Below are 23,849 nucleotides of genomic sequence, written 5' to 3'. Positions count from 1 at the left end.
CGCAGCAGTGCCGGAGGTGGCGGCGGCGTAAAAACCTCGTTGGTCGCGATCAAGTTCCTACCTGGTGTATACGCCGGCCGAGGCGCGGACTCTACACGCCATTCCGTGAGACCGTCGAAAAGCGCGCTGCTGTAAGCAATCTTCGGGACGTCTTTCTTTGCCATGCATGGGACGACCGGAACGGCGCGGCCATGGATCTGCACGACCTGCTCGAGTCGCGCGGTGTTTCCGTTTGGTTCAGCGAGAAGGATGTTCTTCTCGGGACAACGTTGCTCCGCGAAATCGATAAGGGGCTGGCAGCGTCGCGTGTAGGGGTCGTGCTGGTGACCCCTGCGTTGCTACGTCGCCTCGCGGGAGAGGGGATTGCGGATAAGAAGCTCTCGGCACTCCTGGCGCGTGATCTGCTCGTTCCCATCGTTCATGGCACGACATACGAAGCTCTTCGCGAAGTGAGCCCGCTGCTGGGTTCGAGAAGTGGCCTAAATACCGCGGAGGATTCGATGGCAAACATCGCGGCGAAGCTGGCGGAGCTGGTCTCCCTCTAGTTTGGGTATGACAGATTGAGGTCTACAGCTGGGCTAGCGTGTACAGCTTGCTGTAGGCCTCGACCGCGTCATCGGCCAGCTCCTGCATGGCGGCGGGAGTGAGACGGTACAGCTGAGCTACGGTATCCCGTGACGTCTCCTTAAATATCCCAGCTTTGACCTCTGCTGGAAGCGGCAGTGGGATACCAGGATCAAAGCGAATGGCTTCAGCCTTCGTTAGGTCGGACACCCGGGCGTACTGAAGCTTTGCAAGCAGCGTCGCCTTGTCTCGTATCTGAGGCTTCAAAGACTCTGTAACCCCAGCTTTGTCGATTGACCCCACCAACCGAAGGAATCGGTCAACCCTAGAGTCCCTTGAGGCTCGCGCGTCACCAAACATTCCCCCCGCCTGCATGGCCATCTCGAGCTGTGGCTCAAAGGTCGCAACAAGTAGATCGCGGAGTTGGCTGATGGTTACTTCTGCTTCTCTCTTCGCCTCGCGGAGCTTTATCACATAGCCGCCGATCGAGACTTCAGAAAGCTCGCTCAGGAATGCGAGGGCAAAGCTGGCTACCACTACCGTGATTACTAGGGTGACGAAGTCGCTGCCTTCGATCATTCCATCATCGAGCAGGCGGTAGCTCGCGCAGAGTCCTTGGTAAAAGACGGTCACGGATAATGCAATGAATAGAGTGCGCTTAAAGAATGGCAGCGTTGATTTAAACCAGGTTCGCGCGCTTCGAAATGATCTCTTCAAGATGGGGATGCCTGAGGGCTGGTCGAGGCTTCGAATATACGAGCTGCTTTCCTATGCTGCCATTCCGGCTGATTCGTTTGCGGGCCGGCTTACTGCAGGACCGGATGCCGGGCTTTAGCTACCCGACGAGCCAGAGCTCTGGAGCGGCGAATACGCCGCACCACGCGTGGTAGGTCTTGTATCGGGGAGATAGTCAGTCGAACGGTCCAGTAAGCCCACGCTCTTGTCTTTCGCAAGAGCAGGCGCTCACCTCTGTCGTGCAATTCCAACAGTTCTGAGATGAACCGGTAGAAGTCGGTGTAGCTAAGATACTGATCGTCCAATCGCTCGAGGAGCGATTCACCAATCTGCTTGAGGCCTGTCAGGATCACCGCGCTGGGCAGCATGCAGATGGCTACTGGGAGCACGACAATTAGCCAGAGCTGGAGGATCAGGTTCCAGGCATCCGCTAGGAACTGCTCTAGGTCGGAAAAGAGCGCTTCTCTAGTCAGCGTGGCGATGACGATACCGGCCAGGATGGCGACAAGACCTGTCAGGTAAGCGGCGAAGTTGCCAGGTGACGGTAGCTTGAAGAATCCTGCAGCGCGACGTAGCAAAGGTTCTTGGCCTCTAGCTTTAAGCTCACGTCGCCACTCCCACTCCTCAATGAGGGTTTTGGCCAATACGCGGAGGTCACCCTCGTGGCCGAAGGTCTCACGGAGATAGGCTCGCTTTTCTTTCGCCAGCGAGTCATGCGGCGTCCTGAGCTGGACTCGCTTGGCAGCCGGGTAAAGCATGCGATAGCGACGCTCTGCGCCCTGAAAGTAGGTTTGCAGCAGACCGAACACCATGGGTAACTCGCAAACCATCAGCAATGCCTGGTCGGATTTGCCCAGCAAATGTGTGCTCTCGGCGATGCGCAGGTACAGGTCGAAGAACAGCAAGCCCAGAATGGTCGTTGCCAGTGTGATGGATAGCCACAGAGCCAGTGAATCGAGCGCATAGAAGGCTTGAGGGCGGAACGTCTTGCGGTAGTGACGGATCTTGTCGGCGATCGCTTGCATTGGGCGGGATGTCTCTACAGGTCGGTGATAGATGCTGCGAACCCGGTTCTCTATCAAGCAGCGGGTGGTGGTGATGGCCACCAACTGAGTTTCAGCGCCGGTGATGCTTGCCTTAGGGGCCTCATATAGGGCCCTAAGGCAGGGGGCTACCGCTACCGATCCAGTTTGATAATGGCCTCGGATATCTTCTTCACGATCGTGGTCCAGGGCAGCTCTGGATCTGCGATCTCATCGATGACAGTGAGAAGCCACTTGTGGGAGTCATACAGCTCAGGCTTCGCCTTCACGAGCTTGTAGATCTCGGCTGCTGCAAACCCTGTTGCTGCGACCGGAATGACAATCCTGTTCTGCTCGATGGATATCTCGGCCTCACGAATTGCGCCGTTGGCGATGACAATCTCTTCGCCATCGAGCTTGTTGCCGAATACAAAAATGCTTATCCCGGCCAGGCCGATCATGCGCTGGCGGTACTCTTCCCAAAGCACCTTCAGATCCTGATCGGAGCTGGCGAACTGCGGAAACGGCCGCATGACCAACTGATCCTCGGAGAATTTCTCCGGGTGCTGGTAGATCGCATCTAGAGCGCCATTGATCACGGCGCTGCCGATCCCCCAGCCGAATCCATTCACGATGCGACGGTCTTTCAGAACCAGCACTGAAGAGAGGTTATGAATGAACTTCAATGCCTCGTCCTTTCCCCAGGCGCCGTAGGATTCAGCGCTACCGGAGATGAACACGGTTTTCTTGAGGTAGCGTCGCTCAATCTCCTCGAGAATCTCAGTTATGTCTGAGTAATTATCTACCAGGAGCGGCTGAATACCGTACCTACGGAGATCCTCTACTCGGAAGTCCTGCTTTCTTCGTTTGTACTGCTGGGTCTCCTCATCATCGCGAGGGTCGGCGTCTTCGCGCTTCACAAAGCAGTAGTGCGTTTTGATCGTTGAGGTGTGAAGCCTGCTGAGCACGTAATCCAGGTTGGGATCGGTAAAGCTGAACCCAATGAACAGGAACGTTTTCGAAACCAGATCGCCGCTGAGTGCCGTGACAAACGGCTCATGGTCGCGATAGTAAGTTTCGTACTGTTGCTTGTAGAGAATGGCATGGGCAGCATCTGAGACGCATCCATGCATCTTGTAAACTACAGCGTCCCGTTTGGGGCGTGTGACATTCAGCTGGCTAAGCTTGTGCTTAACGTCTGCAACCTTGTACGCCTTCTTCAGAGAGTCCTCGATGAGGGTGTCGTAGTTGGTTGTCCAGTACGTTCTGATCGGAAGCCGAGATAGGATTTTGTGGTTGTCAGAAGGCTCAGCCTGGTGTGAAAACTCTTCCACGATTTTTCGAGTGAGCTTGGCTGTGCCTTTTGTTTTATTGACGTGGTACTGAGCTAATGAGATCAGGTCGTCTTCGAGATCAATCTTGAGCTCAAGCTCTTCTGCAATGTCAGCTAGAAGCTCTTTCCAGTTCACAAAACCGCATGGCTTTGAGAGGCCAGCGCCTGCAAAAATTGCAGCATTGTTCTCGCTGAGATCCTTAACAAAGTCACGGATGAAGCTATTGATCTCGCCGTTGAATTTCATTTTATGTACCCGTGCGAAAGCCGCTCACTGTTTAGCAGTAATCGGCTTGTTAGGTTTAATATTTGTTGCGGATCTTGATGGCCCTTTCAATCCAGCCATCAATGTTGTCGGCGATCTGATTGTACTTCGCCTTGCTGTCTACTCCGGTAGGGTCGAAAACCTCCAGGATTGAAGACAGTGGCGTTTTCTCGCTACCAAGGGTGAAGTGCGCGAATGGGTTGCTACCCTTGAGAGATGTGTTTCCCTGCGAGTCTTTTATGCCATGGATGTGGATTCCAAGAACCCCCATCCCTTTAGCCCACGCTGTTTTGATCTCGTAATCGATCCACTTCCGTTTGGCAGTGTTCGTACCGATCAAGATAATTGCGCAGGTACGACCCTCCATTTGAGAGTTAATCCATTTCTCGATCTGAGCATCTCCACCTTTGGTGACCTTTTCCCAGTCATTGTCCAGTGCGGACTGGTTACCCTCAATTGCGCCAATTGAGCGAATGGTGCTGACGCGCCAATTATCAGGTTGATAGTGGAAGCTGAAGAAGCATTTACGGGCCATCACATAGTCCTTTGCGTTTGTTTACCAAATGTTCCTAACGTAACGTCCGGCGTTCGTGACCGGATCAAATATCGCCAGTTGACCATCTGAAGCTATATCAAGACGGCGATAAATCCCTAGATACTCTTGGCCGTAGGATGTGGCGCGATCTCTTGTTGGGACGATGATGATTCTATCAAGCACCTTTACCCCATCAGCATAACCAATTTCCCAAGGACACCAGCGAGAGCGAGAGGAGTTCTCCGTCGCTAGATATACAAAGTATTCGTTCTCTTTGATTTTCTGCCGAATTCGAATGGCTGTCTCTTTGTTTGGCGTTTCCGGCATCTCTTCGTCTAGCCAGTCGATATAAACCTTGCATCCTGCGTTTTGCAGCATTTGCGAGAATCCGAACGCAAGATTCTGGTCTTTGTGGCTATGGCAAAGAAAGATCGTGGACTGCCCAGCGAGTTTGCCTTGCGTATTGAACCTTGATCGCCCGAAAGCTGCGTTCCGCAGGGAATCTGTAGAAATCATTTAAGCCATTCGCTCCGTGTGATGTTGTTTTGATATCACTGTTTTCGGCTAATTTCAATAGTGGAGCTGTATGTTGTAGGTGCGTGGATTTTTATGCAGCCAACCATATTGCTGGGTGCAGGAGTATTGATGCGAATCAATAGAATTCGTGGCTGCGCACCTTCCTAATTACCGTCGTTGAAATCGCATTGAATTGCTATTTTCTGAATATTGACGATGTGAATAGCGCTTGATCGTTTAGCACATTGTCGCATCAGAAAAAAAGAGGTGCACATGGTGGGACTGGCAGGTTCCCCATGTGCACCTTAAATGCCCCGTTGGGCGTGCTGAGTTAACTGGTGCTTTAAGTGACGTGTTGGGACTTGGATTCTTGTATCCCAACCTGATCTTGTTCATCCAAATCATTAGCCCCATGCGGCACGTTGGGGCCGCTACGGGTTTCATCACCACCGCTCGAAACTATGGAGGGGCTCTGGGTATCGCTGTGTTCGGTCTGGCGCTTTCCCTGGGGTCTATCCAGGAGGCTCAGCACTGGGGCGTGATGAGTTGTTCCATCATGGCGGCACTGATTATCCCGCTCTGCTTCCGCATGAACCTGAAAACGGCTGACTAGCGACCATCTACGTGCCTGTATGAATGCAGCCAATCATTCACGCCTGCTGAATCCAAATTCGACAGACGCCGGCACGATCCTGTGATGCAGCCAGGTGCCAAGGGCTACCCCTCAACGCCTGCATGCGGCCTGAGCATTCAGCGCAAAACTTCCGGCTGCGCCATATTTGCCCGCATTTCGAGGTATTGCCCGAGGAAGGCGTCGTACGCTAGGCGGGGCGCATATTGCACACGGCCTTTCACATCCACCGCCTCGCCGCGATAGAAGAAGTCCACGCCCTGTGCGAGTGGTAGAGACACACTGGCGATAGGCTTGTAGTCCCCTTCATACAGCGTGAGTCGCAGCTTGGCATCGGTTCCGTACAGCAGCCTCATCTGCTCGGCGAACCAGTTGATGTGTCTGTCTCCGTTAAGCCGAGTTGGCTCGAGAGGCAACGTAGGGGCACTGTCCAAGTCACGGTTTTTACGCAGTCGACTGGCCATGCCGGTCAGTTGTAGTCCTTCACCGAGCTTGATATCGACCTGTTCTCCGGCCTCGATCTTGATTGGCTTGTTCGCTGAAAGCGCAGGCCACAGCAAGTTCTTGAAGCCGTACGAGCCGCCTGCTTTCGACAGATTTCTCGCCTGCACGATCTCCCACTTGGCGGCTGTCAGTACAATGGGCGCCGCGGTGATGTTCGTCGCGCGTACTGACAAGAAAGCTATTTCGTTAACAGATTTCTTATCACCGCTGGGCCGTCCGAACATCGCTGTCGGGCTGAGCCAAGTCTCAGCAACAAAGAGCCTGCGGTCTTGGGTGGTTGCAGTGATGTTGGTTAGGCGTTTCAAAGCTTCGTCGGTGATACCAATGCAATAGCTCGTTCCCGATGCACCCTCACCGCTGACGATGGACGAGCATGGGCCCGTGGTCTGCATGCTTGGCGATTGCGCCAGGGCCAGTGGGGGCATCATCAGCATCGAAAGCATTGCTGCTGCACTGCGAAATGTGGCCCCCCTCATGGCCGGGTATCAACTACGGACTTAACCACGGCGCCTTGCCCGGTCACGATCGGTGATGCCGCTCCACGAGTGGAGATGCCGTCATTTGCAGAGAGTTGTGCAGATGCCGATGTAGTTGGCCCGATGACGTGGACCTCGACCTGAGCATTTGGCGCAGTGACGATGGGGGAACCTGCGTTGTGGGTGGTCATAGTAGGGGTAGCCGGTTGCGCGGCCGGGTCGAGTTTCACACTGATCCCATACTGCTTCGCATCAAGCTGCAGCCCACGATTTTGAACCACTGCTGCTGCAACCAAGAGCGCGACCAAAGCGACCACTGTGATAGCAACAAACCATCTCATACGGCTGTTACTCCCGTGCGCGCGCGTGCTCTGCGAGAAATTGCTCAACTCAAAACTCCTGTGAATTGTGGGCGCGGTAACCGAACCGCTGTCGCACGCGACGATGCTTGCGAAGCTCGCGAGAGTACATGAGCAAACTCATGGTCGTGGCATCGGATGGCGCGACTCACTCAGCGCCTTAGCTTCGCGCTTCATTCGACTATCGAAGTGTTCTGGCCTCAACGGGAGAGCGATCGAGCCCCCTGGTCTTCGGGAGACTATATGGCACCAAAGCGTTCTTGCCTCACCTGAAACGAACCGGTGACGGCCATATCGTTAACGTCTCAAGTACTGCAGCGCTGCTCGCCACACCTGGTATGAGCGCATACAACCTGACCAAGTCCGCAGTTCATGGCTTCACTCAGTCTCTGCGTCAGGAACTAGACATGGAGGAGTGCGGGGTGTCGGCCAGCTGCGTCCTCCCGGGTGGCATTCATACCAACATTGCAAAGTCGGCTCGTATGAACGAGAGCGTAGGCCAAGTGACTGGGGCCAAGCCTGACGCGGTACGTAAAGCGTTCCAGGATCAGGTCATGCGCACCACCGCAGAGAAGGCGGCAGAGGTCATTCTTAACGGTGTCCAGAAGGACAAGCGCCGAATTCTTATTGGTGGCGATGCATATATCTTCGATCTTATGCCGCGGACTATGCCGGCGCTGTACCAGCGCATTCTTGTATCGATGATGCGCAAGGGACGCAAAGCCAGGGCGAGCTGAAATTACTTGCACGAAAGGGCTCATTTTCATCTGGGCCCTCATTCCTCAGCTTGGGTGAATATACCCGAGGTAGAGACAGTGCAGAAACTCAGTTTATGAGCCTCGCTTAAGCAGGCTTCAGGGCTAAGGCGTGAAGGCTATATAGAATGAATATGATTGTTGAAGATGTGTGGACGCGAGATATGTACGCGATTCTTGCTGATGGAATGCGCATCTGTTACCGCACCTATGGGCCGCTGACCGGTGAACCATTGCTTTTAATCGCAGGTGTTGGATTGCAGCTTGACTCATGGCCGCGGGAGCTAATCGAAGAGCTAATTAGCCGCGACTACTTCGTTATCGCTTTCGACAATCGCGATGTTGGCAGGTCCTCCAGAGTTGACACCTCCGGCCCGAGCAAGCTGAACCATCTGTTTAAAGTGGCTCCTGCTGATAACTACGATATTGGCGATATGGCTGATGATACTGCACGGCTAATCCGGCACATCAGGCGAGGTCCAGTTCATGTTGTTGGCATGTCATTGGGTGGAATGATTGGGCAAACTCTTGCCGCGCGATACCCAGAGCTTGTGAGAACATTCACCTCTATCTTTTCGACAACAGGCGACCGGTCGGTTGGGCAGCCTGCTAAATCAACAATTAAGTTGATAGCCTCTGCGTTTGCTCCGAAGAATAAAGAGCAAGGAATTGATGGCATGCTGAAAGTACTTCGACATGTTGGTTCTTCTTGGACTGAAGCCAGAGAAGCAATGCGTCGTGAATATGCCGATCAGGCATGGGGTCGAACAGATGGAATGAGCTTGCATCTTTCTGTAGGGAGACAGATTGGGGCAATTATGAAGTCGGGAGATCGAACCGCTCAGCTCAAAAGAATTGTTGCTCCCACGCTAGTGTTGCATGGTGACGTTGAAAAAATGGTTCACCCGAGCGGTGGCGAAGCTACGGCTAACGCAATAAAGGGTGCAAAATTTGTATCTATCCAGGGTATGCGGCATGAGTTGACCTCAGAGCTTGCCCCCGAGCTTGCTGCCTATATCGATGGGCATGCAAAGGCTGTGCATCCCTCCCGATAAATGCTCAGCTTTCTTTAAGCCCTCCTGTAACGCGCAGGGGGCTTTTTTTTATCTGGGATGGTTATGGATTTTTATGCCTTTCAGTTTGCTCGGATTTCAGCGTGCGAAATAGGTTGACTTATAACTCTGAAATGAAATTGTTAAATATATTGGATCTTGATATCGTTGTACTCAGTCAGCTATTAGGGTTTGAGTCGAGCTATGAGCGATGCAGAAAGTAAGCCCCGCGAGCGGGTCTACGGCGGCCAGGAAGCCATAGAGCGCAAGTCCGAGCGGCGTCAAAGGCTCATTGAAGCAGGAATCAGGCTCTTCTCGGCGAGCGGTTACCATGCGACCACTGTAAGGGCGATCATTACAGAGTCGGGGCTTGCTACTCGATACTTCTACGAGTCATTTCAGAATCAAGAAGAGCTTCTGATTGCTTGCTATGAGCATCTCATGAGCGGCTTTAGCAAGAAGCTAGACGCCATTTTGGGACAAGAGCATGACAGTCTTGAGGGATTGGTTAGAGCTGGGATTAGATGCTATTTCGAGGCCGTAACAGATCCGTCCTTCCTGCGTATTACTCAAATCGAAATACTAGGCGTTAGCGAATCCGTAGATAGAATGTATTTTGGTGCATTGAAGAACTATGGTGATTTGATTTTGAGGACAGCAATTGGGGATGCTGAGAAGCTAAAAGGCCTCAATATCCCAGAAGAAGATATCGTAACGCTTGGCGCCACGATTACGGGTGCTGTTTCTATCGTTACCGCAATCTGGGCTCGTGAAAACTACCTGCGGCCAATTGATCGAATGGTAGATATCACCCTGGTAATGATAATGGGGATATCCTCTTACCTTACCACCGCGCCCAATCCCTTGGGGCGCTAGCTCTAGCGTCTCTCTATGCCTGCCGTTCAATTTGTTCGGTAGTGGTTCCGTGGTGTATGGCAGCGCCCGTGCACCCGGCTATAGAATCTGCAAATCTCTCCCGATCAAAACAATGCTGCGGCTTGCTTATGTCTATAGCGGTATAGATAATGGCACAGAGCCATTTGGCGTTTTGGTTTCAAGGGAGCGTTTCTTTGAAGTGGATTCATAGTGTGCTGTTGTTGTTTGCTTTTTCAGCAGCGCCGGCGGTCTCTCAGGCCGAGGGCGTGTTCTCTGCCTTCTTGAAAAATCACGCTGTAGAGCATAAGAGCCTTGGCAAGAACGGCTCAATGTCCCTCCATATTTTTGATGACTATCAGGTCGTAGAGATTTTTCTTCGGTCTGAAGCCGTAAACATGTCTGTGCACGAGATACTGGCAAAGGATGTTTCGGAGTCTGCATACCAGAGCATTATTAATCCTGAAACTCTTGTTGTCGTGAATGGCGGGTTCTTTGGTTACAGCAGATCCGGCAATGAAACCCCTATAGGGTTGGTCAGGGCATCTGGTGTTCGCCGTACGGCCCTTATGCCCTGGTCATATGGAGGCGTTCTTGTCTCTGACAAGCAAGGGCAGGTGAAGATAATTCCAGCTAATAACGCGACGCAGGCTGGCGGCTGGTCCGAGGCTGTGCAGTCCAAGCCGATTATCGTATTCAAAGGCAAAGTCGACGTTAACAAGAATCTCCATGATGCCCCATTCAATAGGGTCGCTATCGGGGTTACATATGCCGGTGACATTCTTATTGTTGGAATTTTTCAGCAGTTTGGAGAGGCAGCCACGATTCTCGAATCTGCAGAGATTTATAAAAAGATTGCCGACAGACGCGCGCTAAAAATTCTCAGAGCCTTGGCTATGGACGGTGGCTCTGGTGCTCAAATTCTGTTGCCTAAAAGTGGCTTGAGCTTCGGGGATACAGGGCTTTCGTACTTTCCTAACGCCGTAAGATTTGATCAGAGGCTTGCGCTTGGGGCTTCTGAATAAATGAATCGTTTGGTTAGCTGGTTTGGAACTTACGCCGGTATTTTAACAATGGCAGGTGCACTTCTTGCCGCTGTTGGTACTGGTACTTTTGCTGCATTCATGGCTCTTAAAGAAGAGATTTTTGACTATTTTGACCCGCCATTGGCCACGTTGGAGATATCTGCTGATGCCGGAGTTGTAGAGGTAAATAGCAATATCGAGATCAAGGCCGTGCTACACCAAATTGGTGGCCGGGCTGTTAGGCAGGGTGTTGTGGAGTTTTCCGCAGACGCTACCCATTTGGCAAAGGTGTCCGGCTCGCAGATCAAAACTGATGAGTTCAAAGGATCTACCGTTGTCAGCGGAAAGACGGAGTTTAAGGCCCTTGCTGCGGCAGACACAGCTGATGTGATTGCCACATTCTCCTCGGGTGAGCTGCAGGTAAAATCAAATATCTTGAGCTTCAAAATCGCTGAGCCTAAAGCTGAAGAAGCCCCCCATTTGGATAGCAGCGACACCAATCGGGTCAACCTTTCCGGGACATGGCAGATCGAGGTCGGCGGGCAGATGGGCATCATGACGCTCAAGCAAGCTACGGACAGCACCTTAACTGGCAGCTTCAGTATTCCCGACTCGAATTGGCCGGAGGGCCAGGTGAGAGGCTTCAAGGATGGGGCAACAATTCGGATTTTCTTAGACTTTGATACCAAGGCCCGAGAGCGACTGCGCGTTGCTGGTCACTTTGATATCGAGGGTAACAATGGGTATATCCAGATCAAAGGATGTGCCTACCATCTGCGAAAAACGCCCAATGCAAGGTATACCAGGAAGGGTAAAGAGGGCTTGGACTGCGATCAGCCGGTCAACTATGACAACTGGACGCGCCTGGCTGGTTTGAACTTCTATGCGTCCGCGCCATTTAGCTCAAAGCCGAAAGATAAAACATTAATTAGTAAAAGATAGTGCGAGGGTTGGTAATGTCGGGCGACAAAAATTTCAACTATAGAGTTCACTATCTTGCTGACGCGGATGACGCTAACTGGCGCACCTATCAGGCAGCTGAACCGCTTGCTGTTGGTGACGTTATTCAGCTTTCGCTCGGCTTTTACCATGTTGTGTGCGCGATTAAGCAGCAGAAAACAGGTGTAAGAATAGATGTGTCCAAGTCCTCGCAGGATGCTGAAGAGGCTCTCTTGGTTGCGCAGCAGGATGGGTTTATTTGAGCTGCACCGAGGCTGTGGCTGCACGGGGGAGGGCTTTACCAGCGGAAGACCTACCTGTGAGTGGCAATCAAGATCTCTTGGGTGGCGTGGTCCGAATTTTTAAGGTCTTCATACGATGCAGTGGTTCAAAAAACTCATTTTCTTGCGCCGGAATCGAGCGCCTATTCGGTCCTGGTTCGGTGCTCTTTTGCGGCCCCTTCATCGCGAGAAGTGTGTCAGCGATCGACGCTATGCAGGCATCCTGATGGATCCGTCCCAGCCTGTCTTTCTTGAGGAGACTGATCTTGCTCCTGCAGATGTGCTGTTCTGCGTTGGTGGAGAAGACAACCCGATTCACGGCCTGATTTCCTACGGGTCATCTGGTGATTACGTGCATGCCGCGGTGTACATCGGTGCGGGCAGGGTAGTGGAGGCGATCCAGGAAGGCGTGGTCGAGAGCTCGCTGGCCGAGGTGATCGCCCGCTACGCCTATGTGGCTGTTGGCAGGTGTCCTGGTGTAAACGCCAATGGAGTACCTGGGCTGGCCGCTAAAGTTGTTGAGTTCTGTCAGCGGCATGCGATGGCCAAGACTCCATACAACGGAAAAGGAGCTCTAAAGTCCCCCGCGCTTGAGCTTCGAGAGCTCCAGTACCAACGTAAACACTATCGTGGCTCGACCCATGCTCCCCGGAACAAGCCCAAGGACGCATTGTTCTGTTCAGAGCTTGTCATCGAGGCGTTCATCTATGGAGGGTATATCCCTGAGGGGCAGATGGATTCTGCTGGATATTCGCCAAGCGCTTTAGCTGAAGACGCCATCTTCAACCTAGAAGGTTTTATGGGTCGTCCCGAAATGGCTGAGTACATCCTCAAGCACGACTACTTCCTAACCGGTGGCCTCAGTTATCAGTAGCTGCCAGCGAAGCACGTCTAGGCTTCTTGCTAGGCCACTATGATCGTTGGCCGGGCAGGGCAGCAGGCTCATGTTTCGGAGGTGCTGGATGACGATGCCAGATGAGCGGTCCAGGGCGGTGGTGAAGACGCGCGACTTTCTTGTGCGGCTTTCTCGAGATAGTGCGATGCCAGACGAGGTGCGAAATGAAGCCAAGTTCCTCTTGCGCCATTTCCCCTCTCAAGACGACGTAATCCTAGCCGGTCGCATAGAGGAGGAGTCGGAGACATTGCCCATTGGGGTTATGGGGCCGGTGTTCAGCTCCACATTCAAGTGATCTCGCGCTATGCCACCGGTTCGCGTGCGCCGTCTGCCTGGCGGTAATGTCGTTTTGGAGTGTGATAACGTCCGTTATTACATATTAAGATGCGCGCATGACCGATCTACTTTCCTCCGCCGAGGCTTCGGCAGAACGTACCTATTCCGGCATCGCCGTCACAGAGCGAGCAGCGCTGAGGCGTCTGCGCTTCATCGAGGTCGGTATCGAGCTATTCGGCACGCTCGGTTACCACGCCACCACCATGTGGACCCTGACCGCGGCGACGGGGCTGACCAACAGGTATTTCTACGAGTCCTTTGAGACGATGGAGGACCTGCTCGTAGCCTGCTACGAGAAGTTAATGCAGGACTACCGGGATCGGCTAAGTCAGGTGCTCGACCAGGCAAGCGAAGAGTTCGAGCCCCGTATCCGCAATGGCTTGCGCTGCTACTTCGAGGCACTGATCAACCCCCAGTTCGCCCGTATCACCCATAGCGAAGTGCTTGGTATCAGCCGGCGACTTGATGATCTGTACAACCGTTATACGGCTGGCATAGCTGAGCTGATGATGGACTACCTACAGGGCGATGGTGGGCAGCCTGCCGAGCAGGATTTATTGCAGATGCAGTACGTGGGTGTGGCCCTGGCCGGCGCAGTGATACATGCAGGTGTGGTTTGGGTGCGTAGTGGCTTGCGGCCCCAATCGAAATTGTGATTGAGGCCACTTTGAAAGTGCTCAGCGGCACGGCGAGCCAGCTACGCGCGTAACTCGACGCTTTAAGAATGACTACAGCTGGAGAAAACGATGATCCGTATGACTGTTTCGTACCCGCCTCCCGAAGGGTACAAGTTTGATCACCATTACTATCAGGGCGCGCATGCTCAACTGATCCGCGACAAGCTGGCATCCCATGGTTTTGTGAAGCTTGAGGTCGATAGGGTTTTGCCCGACCAGCATGGTGTGGTGAATACGAGCGTTGCGGCAGCACATATCTTCTTTAACGATCTCGGCAGCTTCATGGCTGCGATGTCGGCAGAAGGCGCCGTCCTCAGCGCCGATCGGGAAAACTACACAGACATCGTTCCGGTGGTAGTCGTCAGCGAAGTAATTCAGTGAAGTAATTCAGTGAAGTGAGGCGGCCTCGGTTCTCCCTCGTAGATGCTTCATGGCAGCTACGCGCCGAGCCGGGGGCGCAGGCGAGTGGGGCTGGCGCAAGGGGGATGCAGTCGAGCTAAGTAAACGGAGGGCCGCTGTTTATGAGTCCTCCCAGTTGCTTTCTTAAATGCTCAACGTAGGAGTTAAGGCCTGCTCGCACGCTGTCTGCGGAGGCTGGAGCAGAGACACCGAACACATTGGTGAGGGCCTTATCTACGCCAGCGTTGGCTCTAACCGTGTGCTGAATCGCGGGTAGATCTAGGGCGGCAAATCCTTGGATCAACGCCTCCAGAGTGATCAGCTTGTTGGTTAACCAGGTAGTCAGTTGCACGGAATCCTGCAAAAGCAGGCTGGATAGTGCGCGCTTATCACCTGTTAGGACCCTGCCGTTGTCATCACCTGCGGCGGCAGCGAAAAGCAGGGCCTCTCCAACATCAATTCCTGGCGCAGCGTTGAAAATCTCTAACGTATCTAGATCAACCGCGTCGGGTGATAGCTTCGTCGCGACATCAAGAAAATGCTCAACCTGAAGTGCCACTCCCTCGGTTCCACAGAGTTCCAAGCGATTGCGCTTAGGTAGGAGCTTGTATTTGGCAGAGTCCAGAACAATCAATTGGACTGGCTCGTCCTGATTGCTAAACAACTCGGGTAGGCGCTCAAGTACCCCGTACTGGGCAAGCTTCAAAATCACGTCGTTGTCTACGAAGAGATTGAGCGCCATATGAGCCCCTATTTGGCCGGTGCCACGCGGCTTAGCAGTTCTAGGGTGTCATCGGGGAGTGCTTTCTGCTCAATGCATCTCCATAGCAAGTCATTGATGACTATGCCCGCGGGGGGCTTCCCCTCCTGCAGCATGTTTGTGGCTGCCATTCCCAGGGGCCAGGCATCGTTGTGCTTCGCGAAGTTGAGGACTACGTGGCCTGGGTCCACCTTATTCGCTTTGCCATAATCCATAGCGGCTTGTACAAGGCCACGCGCGGACATGCTGGTTGTTTCTGAGGCATAGGACGCGTTTTCCCTGCCGTTGAGCAGGGTTATGGCAAAGCGGTCAGCTGCTTGTTCGTCTTCATCCGGATCATCGAGTGCATACGATTGCTCGCCAAGAGATTCATCAATGAGTATCTCGTCCGGCCCTATGTGTCCTAGAGCGCAGTGGCCAATCTCGTGAGCAATGATGAACAGCTGCCACGCCCAAGATGTGCTCTTCTTGGACAGGATGATGACTGGACGGCCATCTACGGCGGTGACCATTCCGTCCATCTTGGGGAGACCTTCCCCGACATGATCCAAATAGATTACTGGCACGCCATGTCGCCAGCATGCTTTCAGTGCGTTCCGTAAGCCGAGCCAATTGCCGCCCTCAGTGCCTAGGATTTCATCTCGCAGCTCAAGCGGGTTAGTCGGGAACGGCTGGTATTGGAAGGGGGTCGCGTATGCAACCGATTCAGCTACGAACATAGCAAGCGATGTCGCAGCATTGAGGTTCTTGGATTTGTTAGGGATCGAGCGCTTGTACTTCGTATCCCTCCTGCGGAGCTCCTCAAGGCCAGGGTTATCAGCAAAGAGGGGGGCGACTCTCAAGCCCAGCCGCTTTGCCAAAATAGCCGCTACCTCAAGGGTTGCTCCTTCATCCTGGAGAACCTCGCTGGTGACCCAATTAGGAAGAAGCGAATGCTGGAAGTCTCGCGGATAGCCTGCAGACTCGAGCGCCCCGAAAATACGGTCAATGTGCGTGTTCGGCATTTCGACCTCCTTCATTGGTGGTCTCGAGCGAGTGCTGGGGTTGAGCGAGCCCTTTGAGACTTCGGATAACCCTGATCAAGGCTCGCGCATGGGCTTCCGAGCCGTCCCAGATATTCATTATTGCACCCTTCAGCTCGCCCTCCAATGAAGCCCCATGAGGCGCCTCACGCAATTCATTAAGGTGGTAGAAACTGCATAGCTTAGTGAATTGACCACTTGCTCTGACCCTGGCTGTGCTTTGATTGCGTAGACGCCAAATCGTGGGCTGAGATACCCCACTTAGCCGTGCTATTTCAGCATCGCTACGGGAGTCTTGCTGTAAGGCTGTGGCAAGGCGAGCATAAGATTCGTGGACGTGATTTCTATTCATAATATTCAATATATGCTATTTGATTTCATAAATGAATAGAATTTGATAGACTGACCGTCATGCAATCTTGGAACCCCCTGTGATGATTCCCCCTACTTTTTGCTGGACCAAAATGGGCGTCGAGTCAGGCGAAGCTCTCGACCTGATCATTCGCCGAAAGGAGTGGGAGCGGCAGTTGGGCGATGGCCTGTTTTTCTGGGGTATAGGCCAATCGCTAGGCGACAATGCTCGCGATGCAGCTGGGTCCATGGATGACGAGATTCAAGTTTTGTTCTCTCCCATGCCTAGTAAGGCGAAGGCCATCGATGTGACGCCGGGCGATGTATTTCTCTGGAATAGCTGGGTAGATGAGCGAGGTAATACCCAGCCCTTGCCGAAGCATGTGTTGATCACCAGTCGGGCTGATTTGCCTTCGGGGCGCCGCAAATCCAGCCACTACGCGCTGGTTTGTCGATCCTTCGATCGCTTGGGTGGCGGAACGGAAATGCAGGTGACGGCCGCATTCCTGAGGAACTTCTCAAGTGACAAACCGCTGGGAGCATCCCAGGTGACGGCGGTAGTACGAAACGCTGAGTATGCGATTAGCGGGAACGTTGCTAAGAAGTATCCGGTGAGCTTTATCGCCAGCATGGCTGCTCCCTATTCCGTGCAGCTTTCTGACCCCGAGTTGCTCTCCCAATGTGATGTTGAGGCGATCGGGGAGGTGTCCTCCTGCGGATCCTTAGAGGACTGGAATCAGCTTGTAACCAGGCTGCGCAGCAAGCGCAGTTCGGAGAGCCGCAGCCCCATGACCTTCGATCTTTTTAGCGCTAACCAAGGCTTAAGCGCCGCTATTTAAGATCGGGTATGCGAGTGACTTTCAGAAAGTTGCTCAGAACCTCCGCTCGTGACTTTGATGCATCCAGAAAGTACAGCGATGCACCGGTCTCGATGGCATAGATCGAGGCGATCTGGCTCTGCAGATCAACGTGCCGCTCAAGCTCTGATTTCGGAGGTAGTGGGCGGCCGGCAGCGTCAGCCATGATGCGTGAGGTCAAAGTATCGGCATCCGCATAAAGGCAGACAATCACATCTGGAGCTAGCTGCTGGAGCAGCTCTTTGGTGAAGGGGGTAACCCTAAAGCCAAAGGATTCGATGGTGACAGGGTGCGAATCGATGACCAGGTAGCCATCGGTTTGCTTGAGGCGTTGTGCTTCCTGAATAAGCTCGGCATCCACCACTCCGACATCTTCTCGAGTGATCAGCTTGGCTGACTGCTCCCTCATGTCGTTCTGGGTTACCGGCCCAACTCGGGTCGAGGTAACCCGGGCGAGCTCCTTGCTATACGTGAAAACAGTCACCTGGGATGCTCGTGTAGCTAGGTCTACAGAGAGCGTGGATTTTCCCGTGGCCGGGGCCCCGGTCAGATAGATGATTTTTCCCAATCCTCAATCCCCTGTCAGTTCCTTAAGAAGACGGCATACGGGGGCTTCACTCTGGCCACTAGGCCTATTTGCTTAGTGACGCGCTGCTCTGGGGGCAGGGGGATATGGGGCTCATGGAAAATCAGGCAGCCCTTATCATTCTGCCCCCGCAGATAGTCAGATGCCGCTCTACCCCGGGATTGGCCGAGCCCGACCTCAAAGTCGTTGAGGTTGACGTCGAACTCATCAATCAAAAGCTCATCGAGGACTAGGGCATAGCGTGAGCCGCGGACCTCAATCCCTTGTGGCACCGCCAGCCAGTCGACACCATCTTCCGAGTACTCGGTTGCGGCCACGGGTGGGGCAGTATGCTTGGAGTTCATTTCGTTCATGATGATGAGGAGGTGCTTGCCTGCATCCGCCATCGTCTTGCCGAAAGGTTGCACCATCGTTCTTGGGTGGCAGGAACTACCGCCATATCCCCAGAAAATTGACCCGGCCTGCTCGAACTCTTGCTGCTTCCTTTTGACGATATCTTCAAGGGTCTCCGAAGCATGGAGGCCTACCTTCATGAAGATCACACCCTGTCCTTCAACGAGCTGGTTAGGCATCTGGAGACTCCCGGTAGTGTTCAAGTGAGTAGCGCTGTTCTGCTTCCCGGTTCACGTTAAGGTCTGGCTTCTCCCTTACGTACTTGTAGGTCAGCGGATTGTTCTTCCCATAGAAGTTCTGCAGGCGATCGCTCGAGAGCTTCTCCGAGGACTTCTCCATCAGGTCCGGTTGTACACGGCGAAATAGGCAGGAGCACGAGCGCAAATCTGGAGCATCATCTAAGTGATACAGGTGCAGCTGGGGTAGTAGCTCAGACACAACATAGCCCAGATCGATGGCTCGTTTCTGGGTGTCGCGGAGCACCTCTTGAGTCCAGGCTAGGTCGGGATCATCCGCGATAACTACTATCCCCAGGCCCTTTTCATGGGTGGCTTGGCTGCCGCGCTCCAGGAATGCTGTGACGCTTTGGCCGGCATTGCTCGCGCCCCAGGGAGGGTTTATGTGGAAGCCGTCATAGGCCCCGAAATGCTCACTCGGGAGCGGGTCAGCAACGTTGTACAGGTGGGCGGTTATAGCCACCTTCGGAGCTAGTTTCTCGCCGAACCGGAGAACCGAGTTGACGATGCGTTCGTCGAAATCCAACAACGTTATCGATGAGGGGCCATAGTCAATCACACCCTGTGCTTTGAGGTGCGCAGCTGACAGGGCGATGCCATCGCCATCGCCTACGAAAACGACCTTCTTGTTGTTGAAAACACGGGCGACATACTCGGCCTGGACGACCATGTCAGCCACCTTCATGTAGATCTGATCGAACTCCCGCAGCGGGGCGGGCCGATTCATGACTACATCAGAGATGCTGTTGATTGCGCTCCTTAGGTCAAACTTCACTGTAAACATCCTTGTGTAGGTTGAGCTCACTTGCCGCAGTTGGTGCTTAAAGCTACTCCGAGGATAGCTCAGTGTGAGTCGCCTCAAATTTTCGTAGAAGCCTTTGGCCTGCTGCCAATGATCGCATCTAGCCAGAGGCCGGCAGTGATCCCGGTAAAAATCAGTCCCTTCTTCCGGATCAACTTAGGCTAGGTGTTTGTTTATTTCACAGGGCCGGCGGTGGCACTCTATGACGCCGCCCCAACAAGGAGCTACACCATGTGGAGACAACCACTTAAACAAGCATTCGGCATCGTAGACAAGCGCTTTGCGGGGCACCCCTCAGACCTGGAGCGGGCGCGAGAAGCACGCAACCTGATCAAAATGGCTGGCTCTAGCTGGGACGAGATTGAGGAGGAGATCGCCCGCATTCTGCAAGGCTGCACCGCCGAGCACTTGCAGGCCCAGCTCGCCGCAGCGCGCAAGTTCTTCAAGTTCTGACATGCAACAGCCCAGACGCTGCCATGCCTGCCCCCTTAAAACGCCAGGCGCGCGCGATCTCTTCCGTTTGATGCGTAGGTGAAGGCCGAAAGGCAGCTGGTGGGCAGGATTGGACTGTCATGGCTGGCCGCAGTCGACCATAGCAGTCGTTGAGCGGCGTCCATAAATGCGATCCTGATTAGCCATAGCAGTCTAAAAGACAGGTTAAGTGCGGCCGAGGGCACTATAGGGTCCATGTAAACGAAAGGGAGTTTCTTGTGCCAAAGAATGACGTTTTTTGGATTAGGCTCGACAAGAAGTTAGTTGCCAGTTTCAACGAAATCAATTTCGTTGACTTCAACTGGGACGACTATGTGAAGTATGACGAAGGTCTGGAGGTCAAGCTCAAGGCCAAGAACGTTTCATATGAAATGAATGGGGAAAAGGATTTCAAGGAATACTCTGAGATTCCTGTCAGATTTATACATGCAAAAGGTGACGCGATTGCCCTCTCGCCAGCGGGTTGGCGTCCTCTGGCCTTCATTCCTAACGGCGCAATCGTCCTTTTTGACAAAAATGCCTTCGGTACGATCAAGAAGCACATAGATAAGAACGGCAATCCTCAGCCAAACGCCATTAGTGTAGTGGTTGATTTTTTCCAACACAGAAAAATAACTATCGATCCCAAGCCTATCCTTCTTGAGGGGAACAACCGCTTTGACAAACGGCTCCCGTCACTCGAAGAGATGCGGCAGGAGTTGGTTTACTTCACCACCAAGATGCAGGAACGGGCGCCGAATCTGACCATCAAGGTAACCGACGAGTCGATTCCGCTATTGCACAAGGCGAGCGCTATATTCTTCCAGGGCCTTGAAGCGATTCTTGATTTCATCGATGCGGTTTACATGAAATATGAGTCAGGTCATAAATTTACGCAGAATCTAGAGGGTTTTAAAGCAGTCTTCGATTTGGCCAAGGCGGCGAACGTACAGGATGTTCACCTGTTTTTTGCGGCAATTGTGTTCAAAGCAGTAACTGGTGTGAGACACAATCCAATTATTAAATTGCTGAAGTTCAACAAGCCTAATTACATCAAGGAAGGTCACTCGTTCAATGGTGCCCTGGACATATACTCACTCATTCTGTTTCTGAGTGAAATTCGAAATCATAGGGCTAATGCTTTCTTTGTTACTGCCGACAAAGATCTGATTCATCTGTGGAACGATATGAATGCCTTCATGGTCGTTAATGATGAACCGGGTGTTCTCCACTTCGACATGATGTATTTCCTCCCGGGTCTTGATAAAAGCGACGTCGACGAGCTTCAGGAGCTTATGAATTTGTAGTCAAAAGCGTCGAGAGTTTTTTGTCGCCCCCCCCCCATCGCCACAGGTTTTGGGCGGCTCTACTGAATGACTGTATTAGGCCCATAGCGGCCCTTGGAGGCTGTCCGCTTTCTGCCCGAAGCTGGCGTTGGGTATAGGGGCTCTGTTAGTAGCCTAGTTAAGGCTCTTGGGAAGATGGTTTTACTCAATACCTCTATATCTTCTAAACATAAAAGCTTAGATTCAGGGAAGAGCCTTTTGACCTCGACAGCCTGCTTGATCGCAGTCACATCTGGGGCAGTCAAGACAACGGCAGGATCCTGAACCGCTCATAGTGGCCGTAGTCGCTCGGGGTTCTCGATAGAGCCCAATCGAGGTTTTTCCAATCAATGAAGACTCTCCCCGAGAAGATCCTAGGCATCATTCAAGAGCTTCCAGAAGGTGAAGTCATAACCCCAGGCTCATTTCTGCATCTTGGATCTCGCACTGCAGTGCAGCGAAGTCTTTCCCATTTGATCGTAGGTGGGAAGCTGTTTCGTGTTGCTCGGGGATTTTATGTTTCTGCAGTCTATGGCCGTTTTGGCGTACGCCCGCCAGCACCGGTGTTGGTCGTCCGCTCACTGGCAAAAGCGTTGGGCGAGCTGATAGTCATCACAGGGGCTAGTGCCGCAAATAATTTAGGACTGACAACCTAGAATCCTGTTCGGTATATCTTTCTAACCACGGGGCGATCCAGAGAGCTGCAGGTCGGCAAGACTATCGTCTCAATTCGACATGCGCCTCCATGGATGATGGCGCTGGGCGCTACAAGAGCGGGGGACGCCGTACGGGCATTGGAGTGGCTTGGTCCAGCCTTTGCCGCGAAAGCGCTACCTAGACTCCATGCGCTTCTGCCCGACAGTGAATGGGTAGCACTGGTGGGAGCGAAGGGTTCTTTCCCAGCTTGGATTGAGAGTGCAATCCAAGCTTACCTGGCACCAACTTGATGTGGCGCTTTGGGGCCCTACAAAAAAGCCCGCCATAAGGCGGGCTTTCAGGTGACTCCAAGGGGAGGCTAAACGCCAACGAAATCTTGGAGTCAGCGGTTTGGGAATACACCGTTCGCTATAACTATTGTTACTGGTCTGTTCCGGCTGGAATCGGCCAAAAGCAGGCATAAAGATGTTCTTCAGATCGTTGCGCTGATAACCCTCTTGACCGCTACCGGCAAAATGGTAGCTTCCGTGACAAGAATCTTGTCTATGCAGGGAAATGCAGATGTTGGACGAACCCCAAGGATCGGGAGCCGTTTCCGGGCCTCATGTCTGCGTGGCATATATGTCCGCGGTGGTGTGCTTCCACAATGTGGCGGTTTCGCCCCATCAACTCGAATGTGACTCCGCAAGAGATGAGCTCCGTTCTGATCGTGCGGAGTTTCTCCTTTCTGCTGAAAGGCTGAGCCTCAAGGCCAAGTCCATACGTACCTCACTACGGCACTTAGCTACAGTGCCGCTTCTAGCAATGCCTGCCTCCCAAAATCATTCCTTCATCACTGCCCGCTTCAGCAATGGCAAGGCAAAGATTCACTCCTCGCGTGAGTTGCGCCCCAAGCAGAGTCCGCTCAAGAAATACCAAGGCCTGAGCCTCCGAGAACTCTAAAACAGTACCGATGCCAGGGAGAGCGCATCACGATGAAAGTGCTGTTCATACACCAGAACTTCCCTGGCCAGTTTCGCCATATCGCGACGCATTTGGCCAAACAGCCCGATTTCCAGGTGCTAGCCATCGGCCGGGACACTGCGCCAGGTCTGCCGGGCGTCAAATTATTGCGCTACAAGCCACACCGAAAGGCCAGCTCACAGACCCATCCCTACGCACGCTCCTTCGAGGATGCTGTGCTGCATGGCCAGCAAGTGCTACGGCTGTTGCTGGACCTCAAAGCCAGGGGGTACCGGCCCGACGTGATAGTCGCTCACCCGGGCTGGGGCGAGACCCTCTATGCCAAGGACGCCTTTCCCAATGCCCGGCTGATCCATTTCTGCGAGTACTACTACCATGCACAGGGCGCGGACCTGGGCTTCGATCCCGAGTTTCCGCCTACTGTGGACGACTTCGCACGCATCCGTAGTCGCAATGCCTTACATCTGCTCAACCTGGAGAACTGCGACCAGGGCATCACCCCGACTCACTGGCAGCACAGCCTGCATCCGGTGGCCTATCGAGACAAGATCGAGGTCATTCACGAAGGCATCGACACTGATCAGCTCGGCCCCGATCCAAACGCCACGCTGACGTTGCCCAACGGGCGAGTGCTCAAGGCCGGCGAGCCCATCATCACCTATGTGGCGCGCAACCTGGAGCCCTATCGGGGCTTCCACACTTTCATGCGTGCGCTGCCGCAAGTACTGAAAGAACATCCGACATGTCAGGTGGTGATAGTCGGTGGCGACGGAGTGAGCTACGGCAGCAAGCCCAAGGATGCGCCGAACTGGCGGGTCAAGATGCTGCGCGAGAATCCGGTCGATCTGGAGCGAGTGCATTTTCTCGGCAAGGTGCCTTACGACATTTACCGCAAGGTACTGCAGGTGTCGGCGGTACATGTCTATCTAACTTACCCGTTTGTACTGTCTTGGTCGTTACTGGAGGCCTTGGCGAGTGGATGCTTGGTACTTGGGGCAGATACTTCACCGGTGCGAGAAGTGATAACGCATGGTGAAAATGGGATGTTAGTGAATTTCTTTGATAGTCAGGAGCTAGCTATCAATATTACTTGCTTCATAAATGAGAATAATAAGTGCATACGTAACTGTGCCGAGGCGGCAGTTTTAGACTATAGCTCACTTGGTGGGCTTGGGAAGTATTTAAAAGCGTTGCGTGAGAGTGAGCTATCGAGCCAATTTATGCGGCGTATAAATCAGGGGGGCGTGCATTGAA

At 53.3% G+C, this 23,849-nt stretch carries 27 protein-coding genes and 2 pseudogenes; 17 read left to right on the top strand and 12 right to left on the bottom strand.

Features of this window, described 5'->3' with window-relative positions:
- Positions 1-191 precede the first annotated feature (191 nt).
- On the top strand, positions 192-545 hold the full coding sequence (locus IP89_RS05825; protein ID WP_256203110.1) for a toll/interleukin-1 receptor domain-containing protein: 354 nt from the start codon (positions 192-194) through the stop codon (positions 543-545).
- Positions 546-567: 22 nt separating this feature from the next.
- On the opposite strand, the gene IP89_RS05820 is transcribed toward IP89_RS05825, so the two are convergent.
- Entirely contained in the window at positions 568-1,143 is a 576-nt protein-coding gene (locus tag IP89_RS05820) for a hypothetical protein (protein WP_043308340.1), read from the bottom strand.
- Positions 1,144-1,201: 58 nt separating this feature from the next.
- On the opposite strand from IP89_RS05820, the pseudogene IP89_RS23855 reads away from it, so the two are divergent.
- Positions 1,202-1,399: pseudogene (locus IP89_RS23855) on the top strand (tetracycline resistance efflux system leader peptide); the annotation flags it as partial.
- On the opposite strand, the gene IP89_RS22700 reads toward IP89_RS23855, so the two are convergent.
- The 6 genes from IP89_RS22700 to IP89_RS23270 all read right to left on the bottom strand — a co-directional run bounded on the left by IP89_RS22700 (position 1,371) and on the right by IP89_RS23270 (position 6,970).
- The gene (locus tag IP89_RS22700; protein ID WP_052080976.1) at positions 1,371-2,324 is read right to left on the bottom strand and encodes a hypothetical protein; all 954 of its coding nucleotides are present in this window, start codon (positions 2,322-2,324) and stop codon (positions 1,371-1,373) included. The pseudogene IP89_RS23855 and the gene IP89_RS22700 sit on opposite strands and share 29 nt — an antisense overlap.
- 152 nt (positions 2,325-2,476) lie before the next feature.
- Positions 2,477-3,901: an SIR2 family protein gene (locus IP89_RS05810; RefSeq protein WP_043308339.1), complete on the bottom strand. Its 1,425-nt coding sequence runs from the start codon at positions 3,899-3,901 to the stop codon at positions 2,477-2,479.
- A 55-nt stretch (positions 3,902-3,956) separates the two neighbouring features.
- Positions 3,957-4,454, bottom strand: a complete 498-nt coding sequence (locus IP89_RS05805) for a TIR domain-containing protein (RefSeq protein ID WP_043308338.1) — start codon at positions 4,452-4,454, stop codon at positions 3,957-3,959.
- A gap of 21 nt (positions 4,455-4,475) precedes the next feature.
- Positions 4,476-4,970: a toll/interleukin-1 receptor domain-containing protein gene (locus IP89_RS22945; protein WP_081963185.1), complete on the bottom strand. Its 495-nt coding sequence runs from the start codon at positions 4,968-4,970 to the stop codon at positions 4,476-4,478.
- Positions 4,971-5,720: 750 nt separating this feature from the next.
- Positions 5,721-6,548: a hypothetical protein gene (locus IP89_RS05795; protein ID WP_256203109.1), complete on the bottom strand. Its 828-nt coding sequence runs from the start codon at positions 6,546-6,548 to the stop codon at positions 5,721-5,723.
- 29 nt (positions 6,549-6,577) lie between these two features.
- The gene (locus tag IP89_RS23270; RefSeq protein ID WP_156114995.1) at positions 6,578-6,970 is read right to left on the bottom strand and encodes a hypothetical protein; all 393 of its coding nucleotides are present in this window, start codon (positions 6,968-6,970) and stop codon (positions 6,578-6,580) included.
- A gap of 200 nt (positions 6,971-7,170) precedes the next feature.
- On the opposite strand from IP89_RS23270, the pseudogene IP89_RS22940 reads away from it, so the two are divergent.
- From IP89_RS22940 to IP89_RS05750, 10 genes and pseudogenes are all read left to right on the top strand, one after another.
- Positions 7,171-7,677: pseudogene (locus IP89_RS22940) on the top strand (SDR family NAD(P)-dependent oxidoreductase); the annotation flags it as partial.
- Between the two features lie 146 nt (positions 7,678-7,823).
- A complete protein-coding gene (locus IP89_RS22935) occupies positions 7,824-8,750 on the top strand; it encodes an alpha/beta fold hydrolase (protein WP_218185987.1) in 927 nt (308 codons plus the stop codon).
- A 201-nt stretch (positions 8,751-8,951) separates the two neighbouring features.
- Positions 8,952-9,623, top strand: a complete 672-nt coding sequence (locus tag IP89_RS22695; protein ID WP_052080974.1) for a TetR/AcrR family transcriptional regulator — start codon at positions 8,952-8,954, stop codon at positions 9,621-9,623.
- A gap of 149 nt (positions 9,624-9,772) precedes the next feature.
- Positions 9,773-10,645 carry a phosphodiester glycosidase family protein gene (locus tag IP89_RS05780; RefSeq protein ID WP_081963182.1) on the top strand — a complete coding sequence of 291 codons (873 nt, stop codon included), beginning with the start codon at positions 9,773-9,775 and terminating at the stop codon, positions 10,643-10,645.
- Positions 10,646-11,587, top strand: coding sequence for a hypothetical protein (locus IP89_RS05775; RefSeq protein WP_156114994.1), 942 nt, complete (start codon positions 10,646-10,648; stop codon positions 11,585-11,587).
- A gap of 14 nt (positions 11,588-11,601) precedes the next feature.
- A complete protein-coding gene (locus IP89_RS05770; protein WP_043308335.1) occupies positions 11,602-11,847 on the top strand; it encodes a hypothetical protein in 246 nt (81 codons plus the stop codon).
- A gap of 115 nt (positions 11,848-11,962) precedes the next feature.
- Complete coding sequence (locus IP89_RS05765; protein ID WP_156114993.1) at positions 11,963-12,739, top strand: hypothetical protein; 777 nt, start codon at positions 11,963-11,965, stop codon at positions 12,737-12,739.
- Positions 12,740-12,809: 70 nt separating this feature from the next.
- Complete coding sequence (locus IP89_RS23665) at positions 12,810-13,055, top strand: BPSL0761 family protein (RefSeq protein ID WP_371261935.1); 246 nt, start codon at positions 12,810-12,812, stop codon at positions 13,053-13,055.
- A gap of 97 nt (positions 13,056-13,152) precedes the next feature.
- A complete protein-coding gene (locus IP89_RS05755; RefSeq protein ID WP_043308331.1) occupies positions 13,153-13,752 on the top strand; it encodes a TetR/AcrR family transcriptional regulator in 600 nt (199 codons plus the stop codon).
- Positions 13,753-13,842: 90 nt separating this feature from the next.
- Positions 13,843-14,154 (top strand): EthD family reductase, encoded by a 312-nt coding sequence (locus tag IP89_RS05750; RefSeq protein WP_043308330.1) that lies wholly within the window; start codon positions 13,843-13,845, stop codon positions 14,152-14,154.
- 115 nt (positions 14,155-14,269) lie between these two features.
- On the opposite strand, the gene IP89_RS05745 is transcribed toward IP89_RS05750, so the two are convergent.
- Positions 14,270-14,914, bottom strand: coding sequence for a hypothetical protein (locus tag IP89_RS05745; protein WP_043308328.1), 645 nt, complete (start codon positions 14,912-14,914; stop codon positions 14,270-14,272).
- 8 nt (positions 14,915-14,922) lie between these two features.
- A complete protein-coding gene (locus IP89_RS05740) occupies positions 14,923-15,951 on the bottom strand; it encodes an ImmA/IrrE family metallo-endopeptidase (RefSeq protein ID WP_256203108.1) in 1,029 nt (342 codons plus the stop codon).
- 437 nt (positions 15,952-16,388) lie between these two features.
- Between IP89_RS05740 and IP89_RS05735 the strand changes: the two genes are divergently transcribed.
- Positions 16,389-17,144: a hypothetical protein gene (locus IP89_RS05735; RefSeq protein WP_043308324.1), complete on the top strand. Its 756-nt coding sequence runs from the start codon at positions 16,389-16,391 to the stop codon at positions 17,142-17,144.
- Here IP89_RS05735 and IP89_RS05730 read toward each other — a convergent pair.
- From IP89_RS05730 to IP89_RS05720, 3 genes are read right to left on the bottom strand one after another with little or no spacing between them, the layout of a single operon-like run.
- Positions 17,137-17,730: an ATP-binding protein gene (locus IP89_RS05730; protein ID WP_081963181.1), complete on the bottom strand. Its 594-nt coding sequence runs from the start codon at positions 17,728-17,730 to the stop codon at positions 17,137-17,139. The genes IP89_RS05735 and IP89_RS05730 overlap by 8 nt on opposite strands.
- Positions 17,731-17,744: 14 nt before the next feature.
- Positions 17,745-18,320, bottom strand: coding sequence for a hypothetical protein (locus IP89_RS05725; RefSeq protein ID WP_043308320.1), 576 nt, complete (start codon positions 18,318-18,320; stop codon positions 17,745-17,747).
- Positions 18,313-19,161 carry a bis-aminopropyl spermidine synthase family protein gene (locus IP89_RS05720; RefSeq protein ID WP_177326845.1) on the bottom strand — a complete coding sequence of 283 codons (849 nt, stop codon included), beginning with the start codon at positions 19,159-19,161 and terminating at the stop codon, positions 18,313-18,315. The genes IP89_RS05725 and IP89_RS05720 overlap by 8 nt, the downstream gene beginning before the upstream one ends.
- Before the next feature lie 249 nt (positions 19,162-19,410).
- On the opposite strand from IP89_RS05720, the gene IP89_RS05715 reads away from it, so the two are divergent.
- From IP89_RS05715 to IP89_RS05705, 4 genes are all read left to right on the top strand, one after another.
- Positions 19,411-19,632, top strand: a complete 222-nt coding sequence (locus tag IP89_RS05715; RefSeq protein WP_043308317.1) for a hypothetical protein — start codon at positions 19,411-19,413, stop codon at positions 19,630-19,632.
- A gap of 257 nt (positions 19,633-19,889) precedes the next feature.
- The gene (locus IP89_RS05710) at positions 19,890-20,957 is read left to right on the top strand and encodes a hypothetical protein (protein ID WP_043308316.1); all 1,068 of its coding nucleotides are present in this window, start codon (positions 19,890-19,892) and stop codon (positions 20,955-20,957) included.
- Between the two features lie 368 nt (positions 20,958-21,325).
- Entirely contained in the window at positions 21,326-21,631 is a 306-nt protein-coding gene (locus IP89_RS23660) for a DUF6088 family protein (protein ID WP_256203107.1), read from the top strand.
- A gap of 975 nt (positions 21,632-22,606) precedes the next feature.
- Positions 22,607-23,848, top strand: a complete 1,242-nt coding sequence (locus IP89_RS05705; protein ID WP_052080972.1) for a glycosyltransferase family 4 protein — start codon at positions 22,607-22,609, stop codon at positions 23,846-23,848.
- The last annotated feature ends 1 nt before the right edge of the window (position 23,849 follow it).

The sequence above is a fragment of the Pseudomonas sp. ML96 genome (assembly GCF_000761545.1).
Lineage (GTDB): Bacteria > Pseudomonadota > Gammaproteobacteria > Pseudomonadales > Pseudomonadaceae > Aquipseudomonas.
The sequence above is the reverse complement of the archived record's forward strand: the minus strand, read 5'-3'. Positions and strand labels throughout refer to the sequence as shown.

Excerpts from the sequence above, each read along its gene's own strand:
- IP89_RS05825 (WP_256203110.1), top strand. The coding sequence starts at position 192 with ATGGATCTGCACGACCTGCTCGAGTCGCGCGGTGTTTCCGTTTGGTTC.
- IP89_RS22700 (WP_052080976.1), bottom strand. The coding sequence starts at position 2,324 with ATGCAAGCGATCGCCGACAAGATCCGTCACTACCGCAAGACGTTCCGC.
- IP89_RS05765 (WP_156114993.1), top strand. The coding sequence starts at position 11,963 with ATGCAGTGGTTCAAAAAACTCATTTTCTTGCGCCGGAATCGAGCGCCT.
- IP89_RS05775 (WP_156114994.1), top strand. The coding sequence starts at position 10,646 with ATGAATCGTTTGGTTAGCTGGTTTGGAACTTACGCCGGTATTTTAACA.
- IP89_RS05725 (WP_043308320.1), bottom strand. The coding sequence starts at position 18,320 with ATGCCTAACCAGCTCGTTGAAGGACAGGGTGTGATCTTCATGAAGGTA.
- IP89_RS23660 (WP_256203107.1), top strand. The coding sequence starts at position 21,326 with ATGAAGACTCTCCCCGAGAAGATCCTAGGCATCATTCAAGAGCTTCCA.
- IP89_RS05780 (WP_081963182.1), top strand. The coding sequence starts at position 9,773 with ATGGCACAGAGCCATTTGGCGTTTTGGTTTCAAGGGAGCGTTTCTTTG.
- IP89_RS05740 (WP_256203108.1), bottom strand. The coding sequence starts at position 15,951 with ATGAAGGAGGTCGAAATGCCGAACACGCACATTGACCGTATTTTCGGG.
- IP89_RS05810 (WP_043308339.1), bottom strand. The coding sequence starts at position 3,901 with ATGAAATTCAACGGCGAGATCAATAGCTTCATCCGTGACTTTGTTAAG.
- IP89_RS05715 (WP_043308317.1), top strand. The coding sequence starts at position 19,411 with ATGTGGAGACAACCACTTAAACAAGCATTCGGCATCGTAGACAAGCGC.
- IP89_RS05720 (WP_177326845.1), bottom strand. The coding sequence starts at position 19,161 with ATGTTTACAGTGAAGTTTGACCTAAGGAGCGCAATCAACAGCATCTCT.
- IP89_RS05770 (WP_043308335.1), top strand. The coding sequence starts at position 11,602 with ATGTCGGGCGACAAAAATTTCAACTATAGAGTTCACTATCTTGCTGAC.
- IP89_RS05750 (WP_043308330.1), top strand. The coding sequence starts at position 13,843 with ATGATCCGTATGACTGTTTCGTACCCGCCTCCCGAAGGGTACAAGTTT.
- IP89_RS22945 (WP_081963185.1), bottom strand. The coding sequence starts at position 4,970 with ATGATTTCTACAGATTCCCTGCGGAACGCAGCTTTCGGGCGATCAAGG.
- IP89_RS22695 (WP_052080974.1), top strand. The coding sequence starts at position 8,952 with ATGAGCGATGCAGAAAGTAAGCCCCGCGAGCGGGTCTACGGCGGCCAG.
- IP89_RS05805 (WP_043308338.1), bottom strand. The coding sequence starts at position 4,454 with ATGGCCCGTAAATGCTTCTTCAGCTTCCACTATCAACCTGATAATTGG.
- IP89_RS05745 (WP_043308328.1), bottom strand. The coding sequence starts at position 14,914 with ATGGCGCTCAATCTCTTCGTAGACAACGACGTGATTTTGAAGCTTGCC.
- IP89_RS22935 (WP_218185987.1), top strand. The coding sequence starts at position 7,824 with ATGAATATGATTGTTGAAGATGTGTGGACGCGAGATATGTACGCGATT.
- IP89_RS05820 (WP_043308340.1), bottom strand. The coding sequence starts at position 1,143 with ATGATCGAAGGCAGCGACTTCGTCACCCTAGTAATCACGGTAGTGGTA.
- IP89_RS05755 (WP_043308331.1), top strand. The coding sequence starts at position 13,153 with ATGACCGATCTACTTTCCTCCGCCGAGGCTTCGGCAGAACGTACCTAT.
- IP89_RS05735 (WP_043308324.1), top strand. The coding sequence starts at position 16,389 with ATGATTCCCCCTACTTTTTGCTGGACCAAAATGGGCGTCGAGTCAGGC.
- IP89_RS05705 (WP_052080972.1), top strand. The coding sequence starts at position 22,607 with ATGAAAGTGCTGTTCATACACCAGAACTTCCCTGGCCAGTTTCGCCAT.
- IP89_RS05795 (WP_256203109.1), bottom strand. The coding sequence starts at position 6,548 with ATGCTTTCGATGCTGATGATGCCCCCACTGGCCCTGGCGCAATCGCCA.
- IP89_RS23665 (WP_371261935.1), top strand. The coding sequence starts at position 12,810 with ATGTTTCGGAGGTGCTGGATGACGATGCCAGATGAGCGGTCCAGGGCG.